Genomic DNA, 18,309 nt, shown 5'->3' on the forward strand with positions numbered 1-18,309 from the left:
GGTGGCCTTACATGAGCGGATTAGTTGACCCGGATAGTACTTTTTTAAAGACCATCGGAAAACTGAGCAACAGCTTGTCCATTGGTCGTGGAGTAGATCAAAAAGAGGTAATCCCCAAAGGCTGGAACGCCCATTGGGAGGCAATTACAAAGCTTAAGAGAAGCTTTGACGCGATTCCTGCTGGGGAGCGGGTGCGTTTAGCTAAGAAAACCTCCAACCTGTTCCGTGGACGCTCCGATGCAGGTCACGGCCTAGATGTGGCAGCGCTTGGGGGAGTGATTGCCATTGATCCGGTCAATGCCACCGCCGATGTACAGGGCATGTGCACGTATGAAGACCTGGTAGATGCCACTTTAAGTTATGGTCTGATGCCGTTGGTTGTGCCTCAACTGAAAACCATCACGCTTGGTGGCGCAGTGACCGGAATGGGCGTGGAATCCACATCCTTCCGCAACGGTTTGCCACACGAATCAGTGCTGGAGATGGATATATTTACCGGCACTGGTGAGATCGTGACTTGCTCGCCCACAGAAAATGTCGACCTTTACAGAGGTTTTCCCAACTCTTATGGTTCGCTGGGATACGCGGTGCGGCTAAAAATTGAGCTGGAACCAGTGCAAGATTACGTCCAGCTGCGCCACGTGCGCTTCAACGATTTAGAGTCTTTGACCAAAGCGATTGAGGAAGTCGCGTCTTCTCTGGAGTTTGATAACCAACCCGTCGATTACCTTGACGGCGTGGTGTTTTCACCCACGGAAGCCTACTTAGTTCTTGGCACGCAAACCTCACAACCTGGCCCCACCAGCGATTACACCAGGGATTTAAGCTACTACCGCTCCCTGCAACACCCAGAGGGCATCACCTATGACCGCCTGACAATCCGCGATTACATCTGGCGCTGGGACACCGACTGGTTCTGGTGTTCACGCGCATTCGGCACCCAAAACCCCGTGGTGCGCAAACTCTGGCCCAGGGATCTGCTGCGCTCGAGTTTCTATTGGAAGATCATCGGCTGGGATCGAAAATACTCCATCGCTGATCGCCTGGAAGAGCGCAAAGGCCGCCCGGCTAGGGAACGGGTGGTCCAAGACGTGGAAGTTACGATTGATAAACTGCCAGTATTTTTGAAATGGTTCTTTGAAAGCAGCGACATCGAGCCGCTGTGGCTGTGCCCGATCAAGATTCGGGAGGTACCAGGTAGTTCGGTTGGTGCTGGAGAAATTTTGAGCTCCCCTGAAGCAATCGGCTCCGGTGCTGCTGAACACCCTTGGCCGCTGTATCCCTTGAAGAAGGACGTGCTGTGGGTCAACATCGGATTCTGGTCCTCAGTGCCGGTTGATCTGATGGGCTCCGACGCACCAGAGGGAGCATTTAACAGAGAAATCGAACGCGTCATGGCAGAGCTAGGCGGACATAAATCGCTGTACTCCGAAGCGTTCTACACCAGGGAAGACTTTGAAAAACTTTATGGCGGAACCATCCCGGCGCTGCTAAAAAAGCAGTGGGATCCCCACAGCCGATTCCCCGGTTTGTATGAAAAGACAGTAAAAGGCGCCTAGGATCGCTCACTGTAGGTAGAGGCTTGTGGTCACTACTTGTGGCCACATTTTAAAAAAATGCACAAGAAGAGAAAGCAAAGCATTATGAGTAACGCCGTAGCGCAGGACCTCATGACCATCGCCGACATCGTCGAGGCCACGACCACTGCACCCATCCCATTCCACATCACTGCCTTCGATGGAAGCTTCACTGGCCCTGAAGATGCTCCCTACCAGCTGTTTGTTGCCAACACGGATGCAGTATCCTACATCGCAACAGCGCCAGGAGATTTGGGTTTGGCACGTGCCTACCTCATGGGAGACCTCATCGTGGAAGGTGAGCATCCCGGCCATCCTTATGGGATCTTTGATGCGTTGAAGGAGTTCTACCGCTGCTTCAAACGCCCAGATGCATCCACCACCTTGCAGATCATGTGGACTCTGCGGAAAATGAATGCCTTAAAATTCCAGGAAATTCCACCAATGGAACAAGCCCCCGCATGGCGTAAAGCACTGATCAACGGGCTAGCATCCAGGCACTCGAAATCCCGCGACAAGAAAGCCATTAGCTACCACTACGACGTGGGCAATGAGTTCTACTCCCTGTTTTTAGATGATTCCATGACCTATACCTGCGCGTATTATCCAACGCCAGAATCAAGTTTGGAAGAAGCCCAAGAAAACAAATACCGCCTCATCTTTGAAAAACTGCGTCTGAAAGAAGACGATCGCCTCCTAGACGTGGGATGCGGTTGGGGAGGCATGGTCCGCTACGCCGCCAAACACGGTGTGAAAGCCATCGGAGTTACGCTGTCTGAACAGCAATATGAGTGGGGTCACGCAGAGATCAAACGCCAAGGTTTGGAAGACCTCGCGGAAATTCGCTTCATGGATTACCGCGATGTTCCAGAAACTGGATTCGATGCGATCTCAGCAATCGGCATCATTGAACACATCGGTGTGAACAACTATCCCGACTACTTTGAATTGCTTAGCAGCAAACTCAAAACAGGCGGACTGATGCTCAACCACAGCATCACCTACCCAGACAACCGCCCCCGCCACGCAGGTGCATTTATTGATCGCTACATTTTCCCCGACGGTGAACTCACTGGCTCTGGCAACCTGATCAAGCACATGCAGGACAACGGTTTCGAAGTGCTGCACGAAGAAAACCTCCGCTTTGATTACCAACGCACCCTGCACGCGTGGTGCGAAAACCTCAAAGAAAATTGGGAGGAAGCAGTTGAACTCGCCGGTGAACCCACTGCACGACTCTTTGGCCTGTACATGGCAGGTTCGGAATGGGGATTTGCCCACAACATCGTCCAGCTGCACCAAGTACTGGGTGTGAAACTCGATGAGCAGGGAAGTCGCGGAGAAGTTCCTGAAAGAATGTGGTGGACTATCTAAAGAAACAGTGTTTCTTTTTGAGGTTCCCTAGGGGCAGGAGTTAATTGTAGGTAAACTCGACTAGCAATTAGCGACCGTCCCATTTCCCACCTGCTTTTGCGGATTTTCAACACTTTCAGGATGCATCTGTAACTATGCCCATGCCACACCCCATGTTTATCGATGTCTCCTTCCCACCCGCGGAGACCTGTAGTTAACCCATGGGCACGATGCGAGAAATGGTCAGTGACCGCATTGACCGACTACAAGAAGCACACGCACGATCAAAGCAGAAGAAGTTCGGCTTCTTAGTTCGGCCAGGCACCCTGATCCTTGGATGGTTGGTCACGATCATCGGTCTGATCACCATTCCACTTCCCGGCCAAGGCTGGCTGACCACCTTCATTGGTGTGGGCATTTTGTCTCTGGAGCTTAAATGGGCGAAGAACCTCCTGGCCTGGGGAGTGCATCAGTATGATCGCTTCTTCACCTGGTACGGCAAGAAATCATTCCGCTTCCGCATGGCGATGTTGGCACTGATGATTCTGCTGATTTGGGTGGTGTTCATCGTGACATTTTGGTTGATGTGGCACGCCGGAACTATCCCGTGGGCAGATGAGTTCTTCACCTGGCTTGGGTTGAGCCGCTAACAACTATTCGCTTTGAAGGCGATCCATTAATTCGGAGCGCCTGGAAAAGATCTCATCCAAGGCATGCGATACAGATTCCTGAGTCGTTTGTGTAGTTGGTTTGGGCTCTTGCGGTTGATGGGATTCTGAACGGTGCCTCATAGATTAAGTGATAACACTTGAGCTAGCTTTTTGAAAGGCCGAGTGATGATGAATTCGGCGTAGTCCCATCAGCACAGCTAACACTGCGAGCAACCCAACAATGATTGCGGTAACTAGGATGCCCCGCTCCCGTGGAGAATCATCCGGCGGCGTGGGAACACTTAGTGCGATCTCATGAACCAGGGGAGTGGTGGGATAGATTTCTTGAGTAAGTGCCAGGTAGGGATCAATAGCGCCTCTTGCAGGGTCGATGCTGTTGAAGATTCGTGCACGAATTTCATAGGGTGTGGCAAAGGGAAAATGCTGGCGAAGCAGTGCAGCTGTGGCGCTGACAACTGGAGCAGCAAAACTGGTGCCCTCGAAGGGGCTTTCGCCAGCGGTGGTGATCATGTGGCTGGCGAAGCCGTCGCCACGCGGTGATAGACCAGCCTGAATGTGGCTTGGTGCAGAAAGGATTTGTTGGTTGCCAGGCATGGAATATTCTGCAAGCGTGTGAGAATCAAAACGCGCCGACACAGAGAGCACAGTGTCTGAATGTGCAGGATAAACGGTAGATCCAACTGGACAATCCTGCCCGAGGTTTCCTGCTGCTGCCACCACTATCACCCCTTGAAGTTCTGCTCTGTTAAGAGCATCCGTCAGAGGCTGGAACGATGCGGCCTCGTCGGGTGATTGGGGCAAACAGGACACCACGGAAATATTGATCACGTGGGCACCGGAATCGAGAGCTCGGTGGATGGATTCCGCCAGGGTGCTCAGCGTTCCGACGTTGGAATCTTCACGAGTACGCACATATGAGCTGGTTTGTTTAATGGAGATGATTCCGGAATCTGGGGCGACACCGATATAAGGATCGGAGCTGCCGTCATATGGCCAGCCGGTGCCGGGGTTTCCTTGGGAGGCGATGATTCCGGCGACGATGGTGCCGTGGCCGTCGCAATCGATAAGTTCACCTGGCACATCGGGGCTTTGGTGGGCGCCCACGAAATCACCGCCGGGAATTAAGTGGGGCAGACGTGGATGCAGGGATACTCCGGTGTCGATAACTGCCACCATCACACCGGCGCCAGTTGCTAGTTGGTGAGCTTGGGATAATGACTGTGCAAGATGTTCATCTAAAACTGCGGAGGAAGGATCGGCGATCGCTACCTCGGGGCAAGCGAGAGCTTCTACTTCCTGTGCCCTCGTCGCTGGGGAGGAAGCCAACATAAACAGAGCAGCCAAGCTAACCGCGATGAGCCTGCGCATTTTATCCACCGAATCCAATATCAAGACCGCGCAGCATTCCAAATACATCCAGCAAATGCAGTGCGAGTGGCAGACTAGCTGCAAGACACAGTGATTCCAACCTTTCAAGCCACACAATGGTGGTGGGTTCCAGCGTGGGGATTGTACTGATCCACAATGCCACGCTGACCAGCACAGCGATGATAACCACAGAACCGATCAGTGCAACTAGTGAACCTGATCGGCTTGCGGATAACGCCATGGAAATGAAACCAAGGGCAGATAACCCCATCAATGTCCACGTGGGAATTGGTGCTTGATGACGATTAGCGTGAAGCAGCGAAGCCACCGCGATGCATAAACTAAAAACGGTGGTTGTCCAGGTGCCCGGGGTAACCGACAACAACGCCAAAGGCCCGCTCAAAACGCCAAGGCCAAGGATCTGGGCGTCGAAAAGCGTCTTTGTTGTTTTTATTCTTTTCTCGGGATCAGTCATGGTGAGGTCGCTGACGGAGAGATCTTCGCCGGCGGTGGGAAGCGATGGGACGCGCAGGCCTGCTAGCGATGCTGCGATTTTCGGGGCGAAGCACATGGTGATGGTGGAAGCGGTGACCGTGATCGCTGCTGGACCGCTGAAATCTTCGGTAGCTTTGAGCTTCCACAGAGTGGTGGTTGCTGCAAGGACTAAGAGGCCGAGCCCCAATGTGGACAGTGTTGCCACCAGAAGAATTGCTGGACGATACACCACATGAACCAGCAGCGAACTGGCAAGAATAGTGCACGCGCCAGCGAAAATCGTCCAGGTAAGCGCGCCGGGAGAAGTCCCAGAAGTGCCTGCAACCAGCACTGATACCGCTCCGCCTGCGCCCAAGATCAGGGTAATCGGCAGGACGTTTCGAAGGATCGGGGTGTGCGCGGGTGGGAGCCACAGAAGCAGTAGTGCGCAGATTGCAACGAAGATTCCCATGCGGCCGGGCACAATAATTCCGGAGGCAGCAGGACTTGTCATTAACACGGCAGCCCCGATGAGCCCCGCGAAAGTCATCAATTCCACGAGGTGCCCGGCGCGGTTCGTGGAAGAAAACTCCACCAACGCTTCGGCGACATCACGTAACACGGGGGCTTCCAAGTCCCTTTCGGGTGAAAGGACCACCACGCTGCCTTGTTCCACTTGTGTTTCTGCAAGCGGAATCCCGCAATCAATGGGACTTCCCGCAGCAGTGTGAGCCACCCACGGCCTGGAAATCCGGGGTGCATCGGTGAGTTCTAAAATTTCATCCAAAATGTCCGCCAGACTCGAACCTGCAGGTAGCGCCACATCAGCCACAGCAGCGGGCGCATCGCCAACGGTGAGATCTATGCGGATGCTCACGCGCAGCGCATTATCGATTGCCAAAATAACCAACCCCCAAAATTGTCCCCCAACAAATGTGTCTTTGAGTATGCCAGCAAAAGGGGACGGGGAGCAGCGTTGGTGAGAATTCCCCTAATTTCACATTCAAGGGAACCTTTTGGCCGTTTTTCCAGTCAAACACTTATTGACAGCCTTTTCTTTTTTAGATGACTTTCTAAAAAGCACGACACTAGGCAAGACAAGAAGAACTCGGGGGAGTTAGAAAATGACAACATCAGTGGAGCGACAAGAACAATCACCAACTGGTTACATCGTGGAACCGGTGACGTGGCCAGAACGCGATCCGGCGCCACCGCTGCCAACGGAGCCGCTGATCGCTGAAGCTGTGCCACAAGCGGTACGTCCAGCGCCGAAACCACTGCTCAAAGTATTGATGCCTGTGATTATGGTGGCCATGGTGTTGGCGATGGTGGCGCTGATGATCCTTACCAGTGGGCAGTTAAATCCTATGGTCTTGATTTTTCCAATGATGATGGGAATGAGCGTCCTGATGATGTTCGCCCCACCTGAAGGCGACGATACTGATGAGGTTCGGCGCACCTATTTACGTCACCTGGGTGCATTGCGGGCGAAAGCGACAGATCACGCGGCGATGCAGCGCAGGCATGAATGGCACAGGCATCCTGATCCAGCAACCTTGTGGTCCACGTTGGGGACTCGGCGGATGTGGGAGCGCACCCAAGATGATCAAGATTGTTTGGAGATCCGTTTTGGTTTGGGCGTGACCAGGCTTGATCCGGCTATTAACGTGAGCGATTCGGGTGCGCCGGAGGATCTTGATCCGGTATGTGCGGTGTCGTTGCGTCACACCATTCGGGATGTGGGGTCGGTGCAGAGCATGCCGGTGTCGGTTCAGTTGCAGGCGTTTCGATTCATTGGGCTCAACGGTGCGGGCGCACATGATCTGGCGCGGGCGCTGGTTGTGCAGTTGTTGTATCACCACGGACCGGAGGTGGTGGGTATCAAGGCGATCGGGGAGTCGGGTTGGGAGTGGCTGAAATGGGTACCGCACACCCGCGATCCGGAGAGGGCTGCTTTTCGGATTTTGCTGGTGGATTCCGTGTTGACCAACGGCACCGAAAGCTTCATTGATGACCCCCAATGGACCACGATCATCAACGTTGGCGCGCAGACCAGCACCGCATTGGGCCAGCTGGCAGAGGATGAAGGGCTGCTGTTGCACGTCGATAAGCGTCTGCATGTGGCTACCGCGCACGGCACGGAGGAGCTGGGCACGCCGGATGCGGTTAGCGCTAAGCTTGCGGAGGTTTTTGGCCGCCGTTTGACTGCTTTTCGACGCACAACCACAGCACACGCGGCGAGCTCCGGCGAATTGTTATCTCTGTTGGGGATCGATGACGTGGAGCATTTAACTCCAGAAACCTTATGGATGAACAAGCGCACGCAGCCTAAAACTCGCTTGGCGGTGCCCTTGGGTTTGAACGCGTCCGGTCGGCCGATGGTACTGGATCTGAAGGAATCGGCGCACGGCGGAATGGGACCACATGGGCTGTGCATCGGCGCTACTGGCAGCGGAAAATCCGAACTTTTAAGAACACTTGTTCTAGGTCTGACGATCACCCATTCGCCTGAGGAATTGAATCTGGTGTTGGTGGATTTTAAAGGTGGCGCCACCTTTTTGGGCTTCGAGCAGCTGCCTCACACGTCCGCGGTGATCACCAACTTGGAGGAAGAGTCCATGCTGGTGGAGCGCATGCATGATGCGATTTCGGGTGAGATGAACCGCAGGCAAGAAGCCCTTCGGCAGGCAGGTGGCTGCGCCAATGTGGATGAATATAACCAGCGTGATGGTGTGAAACCGATGCCTGCGCTGCTCATTGTGATTGATGAATTCTCGGAGTTGCTTGGCCAACATCCCGATTTCGCAGACCTATTCGTCGCCGTCGGACGCTTGGGCCGTTCCTTACACATCCATTTGTTGCTCGCTAGCCAACGTCTGGAAGAGGGGCGGTTGCGCGGATTGGATTCCCACTTGTCCTACCGGATCGGCTTAAAAACCTTCTCAGCGTCAGAATCGCGCCAGGTATTAGGCATCACTGACGCATATCAATTACCCAGCCAACCCGGCGCAGGTTTCCTCAAATCCGACGTCGACACCGTCACCCGCTTCCAAGCAAGTTATGTATCCGGCCCCATCATGCGTCGCCATCACCTCGCACCAACGCAGTCCCGGGTGCGCCTTTTTACCGGCTGGGAGGAACCCAAAGAGGAGGTGATTGTCGAGCAAAGCACCGAGACGCTTATCGACGCCGTGGTTGCGCGCGCTATCAGCGCCGCGAAGTTGCGGGGGTTAAGCGCTCATCGCATCTGGTTGCCACCGTTGCCGGCAGAAGTATCGATTGGTGCTTTGGCTGATGATGTCGGTGAGCTAAGCGCCGTGATCGGGATGATCGATAGGCCCTATCAACAGCGACAAGATCCATTGCTGATTGATTTTTCCCTCAACGGTGGAAGCGGACACTGGGCTATTTGTGGTGGGCCCCAAACCGGAAAGTCCACGGCATTGCGCAGCATCGTGGTCTCCATGGCAGCCACCCACAGTACGGAAAACATCCGCTTTTACGTGCTGGATTTATCTGGAACCTCCCTGGAAAATCTCTCCCGGCTGCCTCATGTAGCAGGCGTGGCAGGACGCAAAGATCCAGAGAAAGTCCGCCGAGTTGTTGATGAAGTACGCAGCCTGATCAACCACCCTGAACAACGCCACACCTTCCTTATTGTGGACGGCTGGCACACCATCACCCAAGAATTCGACGAGCTTTTCGACGCCTTCGTAGACATCGCCGCCAACGGCCTTGCCTCGCGGGTGCATTTAGTTTTAAGCACTCAACGCTGGAGTTCCATCCGCCCCGCGGTCCGTGATCTGGTGACTGGCAGAATCGAATTGAAGCTCGGCGAAGCCATGGATTCGGTGATTGATCGTAAAGCTCAGCTTCGGATCCCGTCGAAACCTGGGCGTGGCCTCAACCTGGATAAAGAACACATCCTTATTGCTCATGCGTCTGGCCAAGACATCGCCCAAGTATGCGTCATGGCCGATGGGCAAGGATGGCAGCAGGTCCCACAATTAAGCGTGCTGCCTGCGCATATCCTGCTTCACGAGCTTGAGCTTTCTGCGACACCTGGCATCCCGATTGCACGGGGAGGTGCTGAACTATCCACGCTGACGTGGGATCCAGAATCCAGCCGCCACCTTCTAGCTTTTGGTTCTCAAGGTTGTGGCAAATCCTCGCTGATCCGCACGATTGTCACGGGTCTGACAATTGTGGGGCGGGAGAAAGCACGCTTGGTATTTTTCGACCTTCGACGCACCCACCTAGGCCTGGTCCCCGAAGACATGTTGGCTGCTTATTGTGCCACTTCCACAGCAGTCCACAACACCATTAAAGACATGGTGGCCACGCTATCCGCCAGACTTCCAGGACCTGATATCACCGCCCAAGAACTTCGCGAGCGTTCCTGGTGGCAGGGACCCGACATTTATTTAGTTATCGACGATTATGATTTGCTCCCCGCCGGCACTTTGCATCCACTGCGCGAGATCATCCCGCATGCAAGAGATGTGGGCCTGCACATCGTGCTCACCCGCAAAGCCGGTGGCGCCTCGCGTGCGCTCTACGATCCGGTCATGTCCGAGATCAAGGACCAATCACCGCACGTCGTGCTTTTCGACGCCGACCGCGACGAAGGCGCCATCCTAGGCATCAAACCCACAGCACAACCACCAGGACGTGCCACGATGTCCATCCGCGGTGAAAACATCGGTGTTGCACAGATGGCACGCATGGGTGATGACTCATGAGCACCCAAACAATCACCATCACAGTCCTAGAAACCGCCACCATCTTTGACGGCCCTGAAACCATCTACCGCTATGACCTGGCTGCCGAAGGCATCCTTGATGGATGGGCTCACTCTGCTGTCCTGGATCAAGTGAAACAAATAGCAGGTGAAAACTGGCCATCTGTTGAGATCGTGGTGGATGGCACCGACAACGTAGTCAATGCACTCACCTCCATGTTTGCTTCCAAAGGCGTGACCTGCGGCGGGGTTGAAGCAGAAGCACCTCCCGTTGCGGAGGAACCACCGAAAATTAAACGGCCCACGAGTGGAAAACAAGTCCGCCAGTTCTACGGCATCAAGCCACTACACCTGTTGTTGGTCAGCATATTGGTTGGTTCTATTGCTGGCATTTGGGTGATTTCGGGTTTCACGGGGCCAGTGGACTCACGGCCGGTAGATAAGGTGGCGGAGATTTCAACGCAGGGGGAGACGTCGATAAGCAATCAACCCCAACCCCAGCCCACCGTGCTCGTGACCGAGGACCTGCTTATTGAGGCACCGTTCGGTTTTGAAATGCGAAGCGACGAACAGTCGCGCTACCTGGAAGGCCCCGACCCGAACCTGCGCATCCACGTGGGCGTCGATCCGCTGCACGGCGCGGACGCCGCGCTGGTTGCCGAAGAGCTGCGCCGCCTGATCACCGAGGATCCTTCGCTGGAGGAAATTCCCGCAGGGGAGTGGGGCGAGAAAACCACCATCGACTACCGCGAAACACCCGGCGACGGCTCCAACGTGCTGTGGGTGACCTGGTTTGAAGCCGACCGCCAACTCAATGTTGGCTGTCACAGCAAAGCCGCCGAAACCCTTGTTCACAAGGCACAATGCCGAAATGTGATTGAGCATCTGACGCTGAAATGATGCCGAAATAAGGCCGGAATGATGCCGAAATAAAAAAGTTTTGAAAAATAGGGAACCAAAACGCGACTTTCACAGTCCAACATAAATAGGAAAGGCAAAAAGCTTTTCCGGGGGAACACCAGAGAAACTGGTGAACTTTAAAATCATTTCGTTCGAGGAGGGGCGAACCAATGTCAAATCTTTTCAGGACAGAATCCGATGTGATGCTCGCGACGGCGGGCCAGGTAGACGACATTAACGATCAAGTTCAGGGCGAACTGAGCCGACTTCGCGGAGTTGTTGATTCCGTACGCGGCAGCTGGGCCGGCCAAGCACAGGTCAGCTTCGACTCCCTGATGAACCGCTGGAACTCATCAGCACGCCAACTGCAGGAAGCACTGGCGTCCATCTCTGACAACATCCGCCACAACGCGCGCAGCTTCGAAAACACTGAAGCCGACAACTCCCAGGCATTCAACGCTGTCGGTGCTGGCGACGGCGCTGGACTCCCACTGTAAAACTCTCAAAGAAGAATAAGGAACCAAGAACATGGACATGATCCGCTATGAATTCGGTGCCATCCAAGGTGCCGCAACCGACATCAACTCCACCTCAGGTCGCATCAACTCACTTCTCGATGGTCTGAAATCCCAACTGCAGCCAATGGTAGCCAGCTGGGAGGGCGAATCCAGCGAAGCATACAGCGAGGCGCAGCTGAAGTGGGACCGCGCAGCAGCAGAACTCAACACCATCCTTGCCACCATCTCCAACACCGTTGCCCAAGGCGCTGAACGTATGTCTGATGTGAACCGCCGCGCAGCAGCAAGCTGGGGTGCATAAGGGCTAGTTGTGAAAGCTGGCTTTGATGGCTGGCGGGGTGACGGCAGTTTTAGAAGGCAAAAAATAGCGAAAACACACCCCAAGTTTTTCCTGTAACCCCGCTAGGCTATACAAATTCGGCTCTACCCAGTTTTTCAAAGAAGGTCACCAGCTTTTCCGCTGGTCACCTTCTTTTTGGTTTTTCAACGCAGAGATAGTACACTTTACTCTTTGTGTGTGGAGTCAAACCTCCCCTTTAAGGGGTGCGTTTGGACAGCAGGACAAATTCGGGTCACCACCGGCCGCCGAATTTAGCTTCCTTCCGAACATATTCCTGGCTGGCAGTTCTAGACCGACTAATTCAAGGAGTCATTGTGTCTACTTACCACCCGAAGAGCGGTGACATCACCCGTAAGTGGTACGTCATCGACGCCACTGACGTGGTTCTGGGTCGCCTGGCAACCCACGCCGCTGACCTACTTCGCGGCAAGGGCAAGCCTTTGTACGCACCTAACGTTGACTGCGGCGACCACGTAATCGTGATCAACGCTGACAAGGTTGCAGTTACCTCCAACAAGCGCGAGCGCGAAATGCGTTACCGCCACTCCGGTTACCCTGGTGGCCTGAAGTCCATGACCCTGGGTCGTTCCCTGGATCTGCACCCAGAGCGCACCATCGAGGATTCCATCGTCGGCATGATGCCGCACAACAAGCTCACTGCTGCTTCCGCAAAGAAGCTGCACGTTTTCTCCGGCTCCGAGCACCCATACGCTGCTCAGAAGCCTGAGGCCTACGAGATCAAGAAGGTGGCCCAGTAATGTCAGAGCCTATCCAGAACGATAACGTAGAGAGCAACGTCGCAGACGCTGCTGACATCGCTGCAGCAACCGCTGCAACCGAGGAGTTCACCAACACCATCGGCGATGCAATTGCTACTGCTTCCGAAGAAGAGACCACCGAGGCTGCACCAGTAGTACTCGACGGCCCAATCCAGACCGTTGGTCGCCGTAAGCGCGCCATCGTTCGCGTCCGCCTTGTAGCTGGCTCCGGCGAGTTCAAGTGCAACGGTCGCACCCTGGAAGAGTACTTCCCTAACAAGCTGCACCAGCAGCTGATCAAGGCTCCTCTGGTCCTCCTGGACCGCGAGAACCAGTTCGACATCGTTGCAACCCTGAAGGGTGGTGGCCCAACCGGACAGGCTGGCGCATTCCGCCTCGCAATTGCACGTGCACTGAACGCATACAACCCAGCAGAGCGCGGCGAGCTGAAGAAGGCTGGCTTCCTCACTCGTGACGCTCGTGCAGTTGAGCGTAAGAAGGCTGGTCTGCACAAGGCACGTCGTGCACCTCAGTACTCCAAGCGTTGATATTTACTCGACGTTTGCGCAAACCCGTTTCGCCGAATTTCTCGGTGGGGCGGGTTTTCCGCATTCTTGGGGTTTTGTGACTTGGAGGCTTGGATTTTCACTTGGGTTTCACTTGGGTTTCACTTGGGTTTGCACAGTTCAACCCAATAAAAATTGTTGAACAGGGTTTTGAACAATGTGTTCTCAGCTTGGCAGTGCATAATTAATCGCATGACTCGACTATTTGGAACTGATGGCGTCCGCGGACTAGCCAATGAAGTACTCACCGCACCTTTGGCCCTGAAACTGGGTGCCGCTGCAGCTCACGTACTTACCGCAGAGAAACGCGTAGATGGACGCCGCCCGGTTGCGATCGTTGGTCGAGATCCTCGAGTCTCTGGAGAGATGCTCGCGGCAGCACTTTCAGCAGGCATGGCCAGCCAGGGTGTTGATGTCATTCGTGTTGGTGTCATCCCAACCCCAGCTGTTGCATTCCTCACCGATGATTATGGCGCTGATATGGGCGTGATGATTTCTGCATCCCACAACCCAATGCCGGACAACGGAATCAAGTTCTTCTCCGCAGGTGGACACAAGCTTCCAGACCATGTGGAAGACGAGATTGAGCGTGTCATGGACAGCTTGCCTGCCGAAGGCCCAACCGGGCATGGAGTTGGCCGTGTCATTGAAGAAGCAACCGATGCACAAGACCGCTACCTGGAGCACCTGAAGGAAGCCGTTCCTACGTCACTTGAAGGCATCAAGATTGTTGTGGATGCAGCCAATGGTGCAGCAAGCGTTGTAGCTCCAAAGGCTTATGAAGCAGCAGGTGCAACTGTAATTGCTATTCATAACAAGCCAGACTCCTACAACATCAACATGGATTGCGGTTCCACCCACATTGACCAGGTGCAGGCGGCAGTTCTGAAGCACGGTGCTGACCTTGGACTCGCACACGACGGCGATGCTGACCGTTGTTTGGCTGTGGACAAAGATGGAAACCTCATTGACGGTGATCAGATCATGGCAATGTTAGCCATTGCGATGAAAGAAAACGGCGAGCTGCGCAAGAACACCCTCGTGGGCACCGTCATGAGCAACTTGGGACTGAAGATTGCCATGGATGAAGCCGGAATTACGCTGCGAACCACCAAGGTGGGCGACCGCTACGTGCTGGAAGACCTCAATGCGGGTGGATTCAGCCTTGGTGGCGAGCAGTCTGGACACATTGTTCTTCCAGATCACGGCACCACTGGCGATGGAACTTTGACTGGTCTTTCCATCATGGCGCGCATGGCTGAAACCGGAAAATCCTTGGGCGAGTTGGCACAAGCGATGACGGTGCTGCCACAGGTTCTGATCAATGTGCCAGTCTCTGATAAATCCACCATCGTTTCTCACCCAAGTGTCGTTGCAGCAATCGCTGAAGCTGAAGCGGAGTTGGGTTCTACCGGTCGTGTGCTTCTTCGCGCTTCTGGCACCGAGGAGCTTTTCCGTGTGATGGTCGAAGCTGGCGATAAGGAACAAGCCCGCCGCATTGCGGGACGTCTTTCTGCCGTGGTCGCGGAAGTCTAATTCACTTCCGTTACAGCGTAACGCGATCTGCGAGGTCGAATCTGCCCAAAGGCTACTTATATCGAATTGGGCAGGTTTGACGCTTGAGGGGCCACATAAAGCATCACTAAGTGTGCATGTGTGGCCCCTTTTTCACGCCTGTGAACTTGCTGGTCAAGGATCCGTCCCCGGGGAAGTGGGAAATGCTAAAATGGAACGAGCATTCGCATAATGGTCATAAATTAGCGCGAATATTCGATCAATTTTGGTGGAAAGTTCAGAAAATGATCGAGAATTTGCATTGCCAGTCCTGCGCAGGACTGGAACACACATCCTTCGAGAAAAGTTTCCCCAAATTGGGAACCTAAACGCCTTTGAGACAGTCAAACCATAGTGGAGGGCAAAAATACTGCCACGAAACTGACATTGGTTGACACATCTTAAAAAGGGGGACTTTTAGGTGTCTGGATTCGAACTTAAAATTGGGGAATCTTTAGCGACACTGCGCGGGCTTCTGGGGGAAACCGCGCAGCAACACAGCATTCACCGGCAACGCGTGCCTTACTATTCACCTTCGGCCTCTGGCCGAGGATTTAGCGCGCACGGCGTGGCCTTGGCGGACATGTTTGAGGGGCTGCACAGGGGCGTCGAGAAGCGTATCGACGCTTTTACCCAAACAACCCAAGCCGCCGAGGAAGAAGTTAAACGATTCGACAATACCGACAAAGTTTTTGGTGCCGGATTTGATGGGATTGATCCGAAGTGAATGATCCTTTAGCCGGCTACGGAGCAGTGGTCTCCGCACTACAAGGCGCCAGTGGTGGGATGTATCGCGGACCGGCGAAATCCGAAGGCCAGTTGCGCGAGATGTACCAAACCATCGAAGGGCTAGACACCAGCTCGTTGCGCGAAGCTGCCGAAGCAGCAGTGGGCGGAACGAACGAAGCCAGAATACAAGGGTGGGTCGGCCCGCTCTTGAAATTCTTCGGGACGGTTGGCGGGGGAATGATCGCCACGGAGATAGCTGAACGGGCAGTCGATTGGTTCAAAAACCGTAATGATGTGGAAGAAGTTAGCGAAGCCGCTGATAAAGCCGCCGATGCGATCGACTCCACTGTCACAGAGTCCGACCAGGGCATGATGCACATTATCCAGCAGCTCTTGGACATTGTGTCTACGTTGACGCAGATTCTTGGCAGCATGGATCGGGGGAAATTTCCTCAAGAATTCCGGGACTGTGTCCAAACTGGAGCTGATCTTATTGACCAGGCAGGGGACATGCTTGAAGGATTGTGCGCTGATCGAGATGAGGCGATTTCACAGTGTTTCTCCGCGTTGACCGATCATGGAAAACAAGTTTGTGAAACTGAGCCAAAGCCGTTGTGTAGTGCAGCTTCTGGGGGTTCATCTGGTGGAGCGACTTCTTCGGCTGCGGCCTCTTCAGGTGGTTCAAGCTCGAGTACTGCTAGCTCTGGGAGTTCTGGCGGATCGAGCAGTGCTGCGAATAGTTCGACGTCGACCAATGCTGAATCCAGTGTTGAAAAGGAAAAGACCACACCTGCTGCCGTTGAGAAACCTGACGAGAAACCAGTGGAGAAGCCGGTTGAAAAGACGCCAGAAAAGCCGGTAGAAAAACCTGTCGAGAAGCAAGAGTGTGAAGAAAAGCCTGACCCAAAGCCGAACCCAAAGCCTGAGCCTGACCCGGAAAAATGCAAAACAGAGCCGGTCGAGTGTGAGCCAACACCGAAACCTGAAACAGAGCCTGAACCAAAACCGACACCCACGCCCACACCCGGAACACCAACACCAATACCTGATCTAGAGACTGAGGATTGTGAACCTGGCAAGGAGACGGGCACAGACTCAGAATCTGAATCGGAAGAGTGCGACCCCGAGCTCAATGACGTTCCAGAAGAGTCGGATCTGATTGGGCAACACATCAAGGGAGCAATCGGTATTGGGATTGTTGTTGTAGGCGTTGGGCTGTTAGTGAATTTCCTGGAGCAGTGCGTCCCTGTGATTGAAGAAGTACCTGTGCCGGAGCCCGAGCCTATACCTGAACCCGCTCCGCAGCCTGAGCCAACTTCAGTGAAACCACCAGAGTCTGAATTAGATAAGGTGGCTGAGCCTGCACCGAAGCCAATTCCACAAGCTAATTACACTGCTGCTGCAGCGACTAACTATTCCGCTCCCGCGCACGCTCCCGTTGTCCCAATTACGCCAGCAGCACCTGAAGTTCCGGCAGCACCAGAAGTGCCTGCACCGGCGGTTAATCTTCACAAGGCCGGCGGGTGGTAGCGGTGGAGTATGCGGAATTTCTCCAGCAGTTTCGGGAGCGCACAGCTAAGCGGATGGAAGAGTTCGAAAAGGCAATCGCTTTGACTCAACGAAAGCTTGATAATGCGGCGGAAGATGTGGAAAAGAAGAAACAGCCTGTTGTGGTTGAGTCTCTGGAAAAACCGATTCGGATGGCCAGGCGACAACAGAGAGGTCGGGGGCCTGTGAAATCGGTACTGCGGGAAGCCTAAAACTAGAAAGGGGTGATCTTGGTTGGTACAAAACCGCAAGACCGCGTTAGTACCAAACAAAATCACCCACTAAGAAAAGCGAACTACTTCTCGTTAAGGAACGCGAATGGGGACGTGTCCTTAGGGAAGGCATGTTCCTGCAGCTCCTGGCCGAAGTAGGAGACAACTTTCTTGGCTTCAGCATCTGGTTCGGAGAATGCTTTGTATTTCTTTTCTCCGGCAAGTTGGTGGAGAAGGAATCCGGTGAGGAGGCCGCGGACGGTTTCTTGAGCTCCGGTTTGTGGGCTGCCGATTCCTGCGACAAGTTTGAACATGGTGTCTTCAGAGAAGCCCTGTTGGTTGCCTTTTTCTGATTCGCGGTAGCAGACATCGCCGGCCCAGTTGGCTGCGAGTTTTGCTGGTTCGCCGGATTCAAAGAGGCCGAGGTTGGAGGATCCGATGACTAGGCCTGGGGCTTTGACCGCGAAGGCGGCGTCGATTGCTGAGGGGGAGGTTTTCGCTGGGTAGATTGCTCCGACTGCGCGCACGAGGTCGCGGTTTGCTGCGGATAGTACTGCAGCTCCGCCACCCATGCCGTGGCCTACTACACCGAGGCAGGCTGGGTTGACGGTGACGTTTCCGGAGCCGAGTTTTACGCCGCCGAGAATCTGAATGGAGGATTCGAGGTCAGAGGCGAAACCTTTGTGGTCTGGCATGAAGCCATTTTCGGTGTCTGGGGCGGCAACAGCGATGCCCCAGGACGCGAGGTGTCGCAAAGTTTGGTGGTAGTACTTGATGGATTTCATCCAGTCGTGGCCGAAAGCTACACCTGGGATGCCGTCGCCTTCTGCTGGGGTGTAGATTTTGCCCGGGATGCCGGCGTAGTTCATATCGCCTACCAGCACGCGGTGCGGTCCGCGCTTGGACAGTTTGGACAGGTGTTTGTTCAGATTCTCAGCCACGTGTTTAAGGATAGTTGAAAGCGTGGGGCAATACTGGCACTAACCCCGGCACCAATCGT

Annotated in this window: 16 protein-coding genes; 13 read left to right on the forward strand and 3 right to left on the reverse strand. The window is 54.4% G+C overall.

Annotated elements, in window-relative coordinates; all coding sequences use genetic code 11:
* Positions 1–11: 11 nt before the first annotated feature.
* From KW808_RS03190 to KW808_RS03200, 3 genes are all read left to right on the forward strand, one after another.
* On the forward strand, positions 12–1,559 hold the full coding sequence (locus KW808_RS03190) for an FAD-binding protein (RefSeq protein WP_003860649.1): 1,548 nt from the start codon (positions 12–14) through the stop codon (positions 1,557–1,559).
* Between the two features lie 84 nt (positions 1,560–1,643).
* The gene (locus KW808_RS03195; RefSeq protein WP_003860651.1) at positions 1,644–2,951 is read left to right on the forward strand and encodes an SAM-dependent methyltransferase; all 1,308 of its coding nucleotides are present in this window, start codon (positions 1,644–1,646) and stop codon (positions 2,949–2,951) included.
* A 200-nt stretch (positions 2,952–3,151) separates the two neighbouring features.
* Complete coding sequence (locus KW808_RS03200) at positions 3,152–3,580, forward strand: TIGR02611 family protein (protein WP_003860653.1); 429 nt, start codon at positions 3,152–3,154, stop codon at positions 3,578–3,580.
* Positions 3,581–3,724: 144 nt separating this feature from the next.
* On the opposite strand, the gene mycP is transcribed toward KW808_RS03200, so the two are convergent.
* The gene (gene mycP / locus KW808_RS03205; RefSeq protein ID WP_003860655.1) at positions 3,725–4,969 is read right to left on the reverse strand and encodes a type VII secretion-associated serine protease mycosin; all 1,245 of its coding nucleotides are present in this window, start codon (positions 4,967–4,969) and stop codon (positions 3,725–3,727) included.
* Position 4,970: 1 nt separating this feature from the next.
* On the reverse strand, positions 4,971–6,353 hold the full coding sequence (eccD, locus tag KW808_RS03210) for a type VII secretion integral membrane protein EccD (RefSeq protein WP_003860658.1): 1,383 nt from the start codon (positions 6,351–6,353) through the stop codon (positions 4,971–4,973).
* A 214-nt stretch (positions 6,354–6,567) separates the two neighbouring features.
* Between eccD and eccCa the strand changes: the two genes are divergently transcribed.
* The 10 genes from eccCa to KW808_RS03260 all read left to right on the forward strand — a co-directional run bounded on the left by eccCa (position 6,568) and on the right by KW808_RS03260 (position 17,309).
* Complete coding sequence (eccCa, locus tag KW808_RS03215) at positions 6,568–10,185, forward strand: type VII secretion protein EccCa (RefSeq protein ID WP_003860660.1); 3,618 nt, start codon at positions 6,568–6,570, stop codon at positions 10,183–10,185.
* The gene (locus tag KW808_RS03220; RefSeq protein ID WP_003860662.1) at positions 10,182–11,084 is read left to right on the forward strand and encodes a type VII secretion-associated protein; all 903 of its coding nucleotides are present in this window, start codon (positions 10,182–10,184) and stop codon (positions 11,082–11,084) included. The genes eccCa and KW808_RS03220 overlap by 4 nt, the downstream gene beginning before the upstream one ends.
* A 170-nt stretch (positions 11,085–11,254) precedes the next feature.
* Positions 11,255–11,581, forward strand: a complete 327-nt coding sequence (locus KW808_RS03225) for a WXG100 family type VII secretion target (protein ID WP_003860664.1) — start codon at positions 11,255–11,257, stop codon at positions 11,579–11,581.
* 31 nt (positions 11,582–11,612) lie between these two features.
* The gene (locus tag KW808_RS03230; protein WP_003854533.1) at positions 11,613–11,903 is read left to right on the forward strand and encodes a WXG100 family type VII secretion target; all 291 of its coding nucleotides are present in this window, start codon (positions 11,613–11,615) and stop codon (positions 11,901–11,903) included.
* A gap of 353 nt (positions 11,904–12,256) precedes the next feature.
* Positions 12,257–12,700 carry a 50S ribosomal protein L13 gene (rplM, locus tag KW808_RS03235; RefSeq protein ID WP_003854535.1) on the forward strand — a complete coding sequence of 148 codons (444 nt, stop codon included), beginning with the start codon at positions 12,257–12,259 and terminating at the stop codon, positions 12,698–12,700.
* On the forward strand, positions 12,700–13,248 hold the full coding sequence (rpsI, locus tag KW808_RS03240) for a 30S ribosomal protein S9 (protein ID WP_003860667.1): 549 nt from the start codon (positions 12,700–12,702) through the stop codon (positions 13,246–13,248). The genes rplM and rpsI overlap by 1 nt, the downstream gene beginning before the upstream one ends.
* A gap of 210 nt (positions 13,249–13,458) precedes the next feature.
* Positions 13,459–14,802 carry a phosphoglucosamine mutase gene (glmM, locus tag KW808_RS03245; RefSeq protein ID WP_003854539.1) on the forward strand — a complete coding sequence of 448 codons (1,344 nt, stop codon included), beginning with the start codon at positions 13,459–13,461 and terminating at the stop codon, positions 14,800–14,802.
* A 439-nt stretch (positions 14,803–15,241) separates the two neighbouring features.
* Positions 15,242–15,547: a hypothetical protein gene (locus KW808_RS03250; protein WP_003860674.1), complete on the forward strand. Its 306-nt coding sequence runs from the start codon at positions 15,242–15,244 to the stop codon at positions 15,545–15,547.
* Complete coding sequence (locus KW808_RS03255) at positions 15,544–17,079, forward strand: hypothetical protein (RefSeq protein WP_034983566.1); 1,536 nt, start codon at positions 15,544–15,546, stop codon at positions 17,077–17,079. The genes KW808_RS03250 and KW808_RS03255 overlap by 4 nt, the downstream gene beginning before the upstream one ends.
* Complete coding sequence (locus KW808_RS03260) at positions 17,073–17,309, forward strand: hypothetical protein (RefSeq protein WP_003860677.1); 237 nt, start codon at positions 17,073–17,075, stop codon at positions 17,307–17,309. The genes KW808_RS03255 and KW808_RS03260 overlap by 7 nt, the downstream gene beginning before the upstream one ends.
* 83 nt (positions 17,310–17,392) lie before the next feature.
* Here the strand turns inward: KW808_RS03260 and KW808_RS03265 are convergent, their stop codons facing one another.
* Complete coding sequence (locus KW808_RS03265; RefSeq protein ID WP_003860679.1) at positions 17,393–18,250, reverse strand: poly(ethylene terephthalate) hydrolase family protein; 858 nt, start codon at positions 18,248–18,250, stop codon at positions 17,393–17,395.
* Between the last annotated feature and the right edge of the window lie 59 nt (positions 18,251–18,309).

Source organism: [Brevibacterium] flavum, from assembly GCF_019317305.1.
Lineage (GTDB): Bacteria > Actinomycetota > Actinomycetes > Mycobacteriales > Mycobacteriaceae > Corynebacterium > Corynebacterium glutamicum.

Bases quoted from the DNA above. Each gene is read 5' to 3' on its own strand.
- glmM (WP_003854539.1), top strand. From the start codon at position 13,459: ATGACTCGACTATTTGGAACTGATGGCGTCCGCGGACTAGCCAATGAA.
- KW808_RS03225 (WP_003860664.1), top strand. From the start codon at position 11,255: ATGTCAAATCTTTTCAGGACAGAATCCGATGTGATGCTCGCGACGGCG.
- KW808_RS03230 (WP_003854533.1), top strand. From the start codon at position 11,613: ATGGACATGATCCGCTATGAATTCGGTGCCATCCAAGGTGCCGCAACC.
- eccCa (WP_003860660.1), top strand. From the start codon at position 6,568: ATGACAACATCAGTGGAGCGACAAGAACAATCACCAACTGGTTACATC.
- KW808_RS03195 (WP_003860651.1), top strand. From the start codon at position 1,644: ATGAGTAACGCCGTAGCGCAGGACCTCATGACCATCGCCGACATCGTC.
- KW808_RS03200 (WP_003860653.1), top strand. From the start codon at position 3,152: ATGGGCACGATGCGAGAAATGGTCAGTGACCGCATTGACCGACTACAA.
- KW808_RS03190 (WP_003860649.1), top strand. From the start codon at position 12: ATGAGCGGATTAGTTGACCCGGATAGTACTTTTTTAAAGACCATCGGA.
- KW808_RS03220 (WP_003860662.1), top strand. From the start codon at position 10,182: ATGAGCACCCAAACAATCACCATCACAGTCCTAGAAACCGCCACCATC.
- mycP (WP_003860655.1), bottom strand. From the start codon at position 4,969: ATGCGCAGGCTCATCGCGGTTAGCTTGGCTGCTCTGTTTATGTTGGCT.
- rpsI (WP_003860667.1), top strand. From the start codon at position 12,700: ATGTCAGAGCCTATCCAGAACGATAACGTAGAGAGCAACGTCGCAGAC.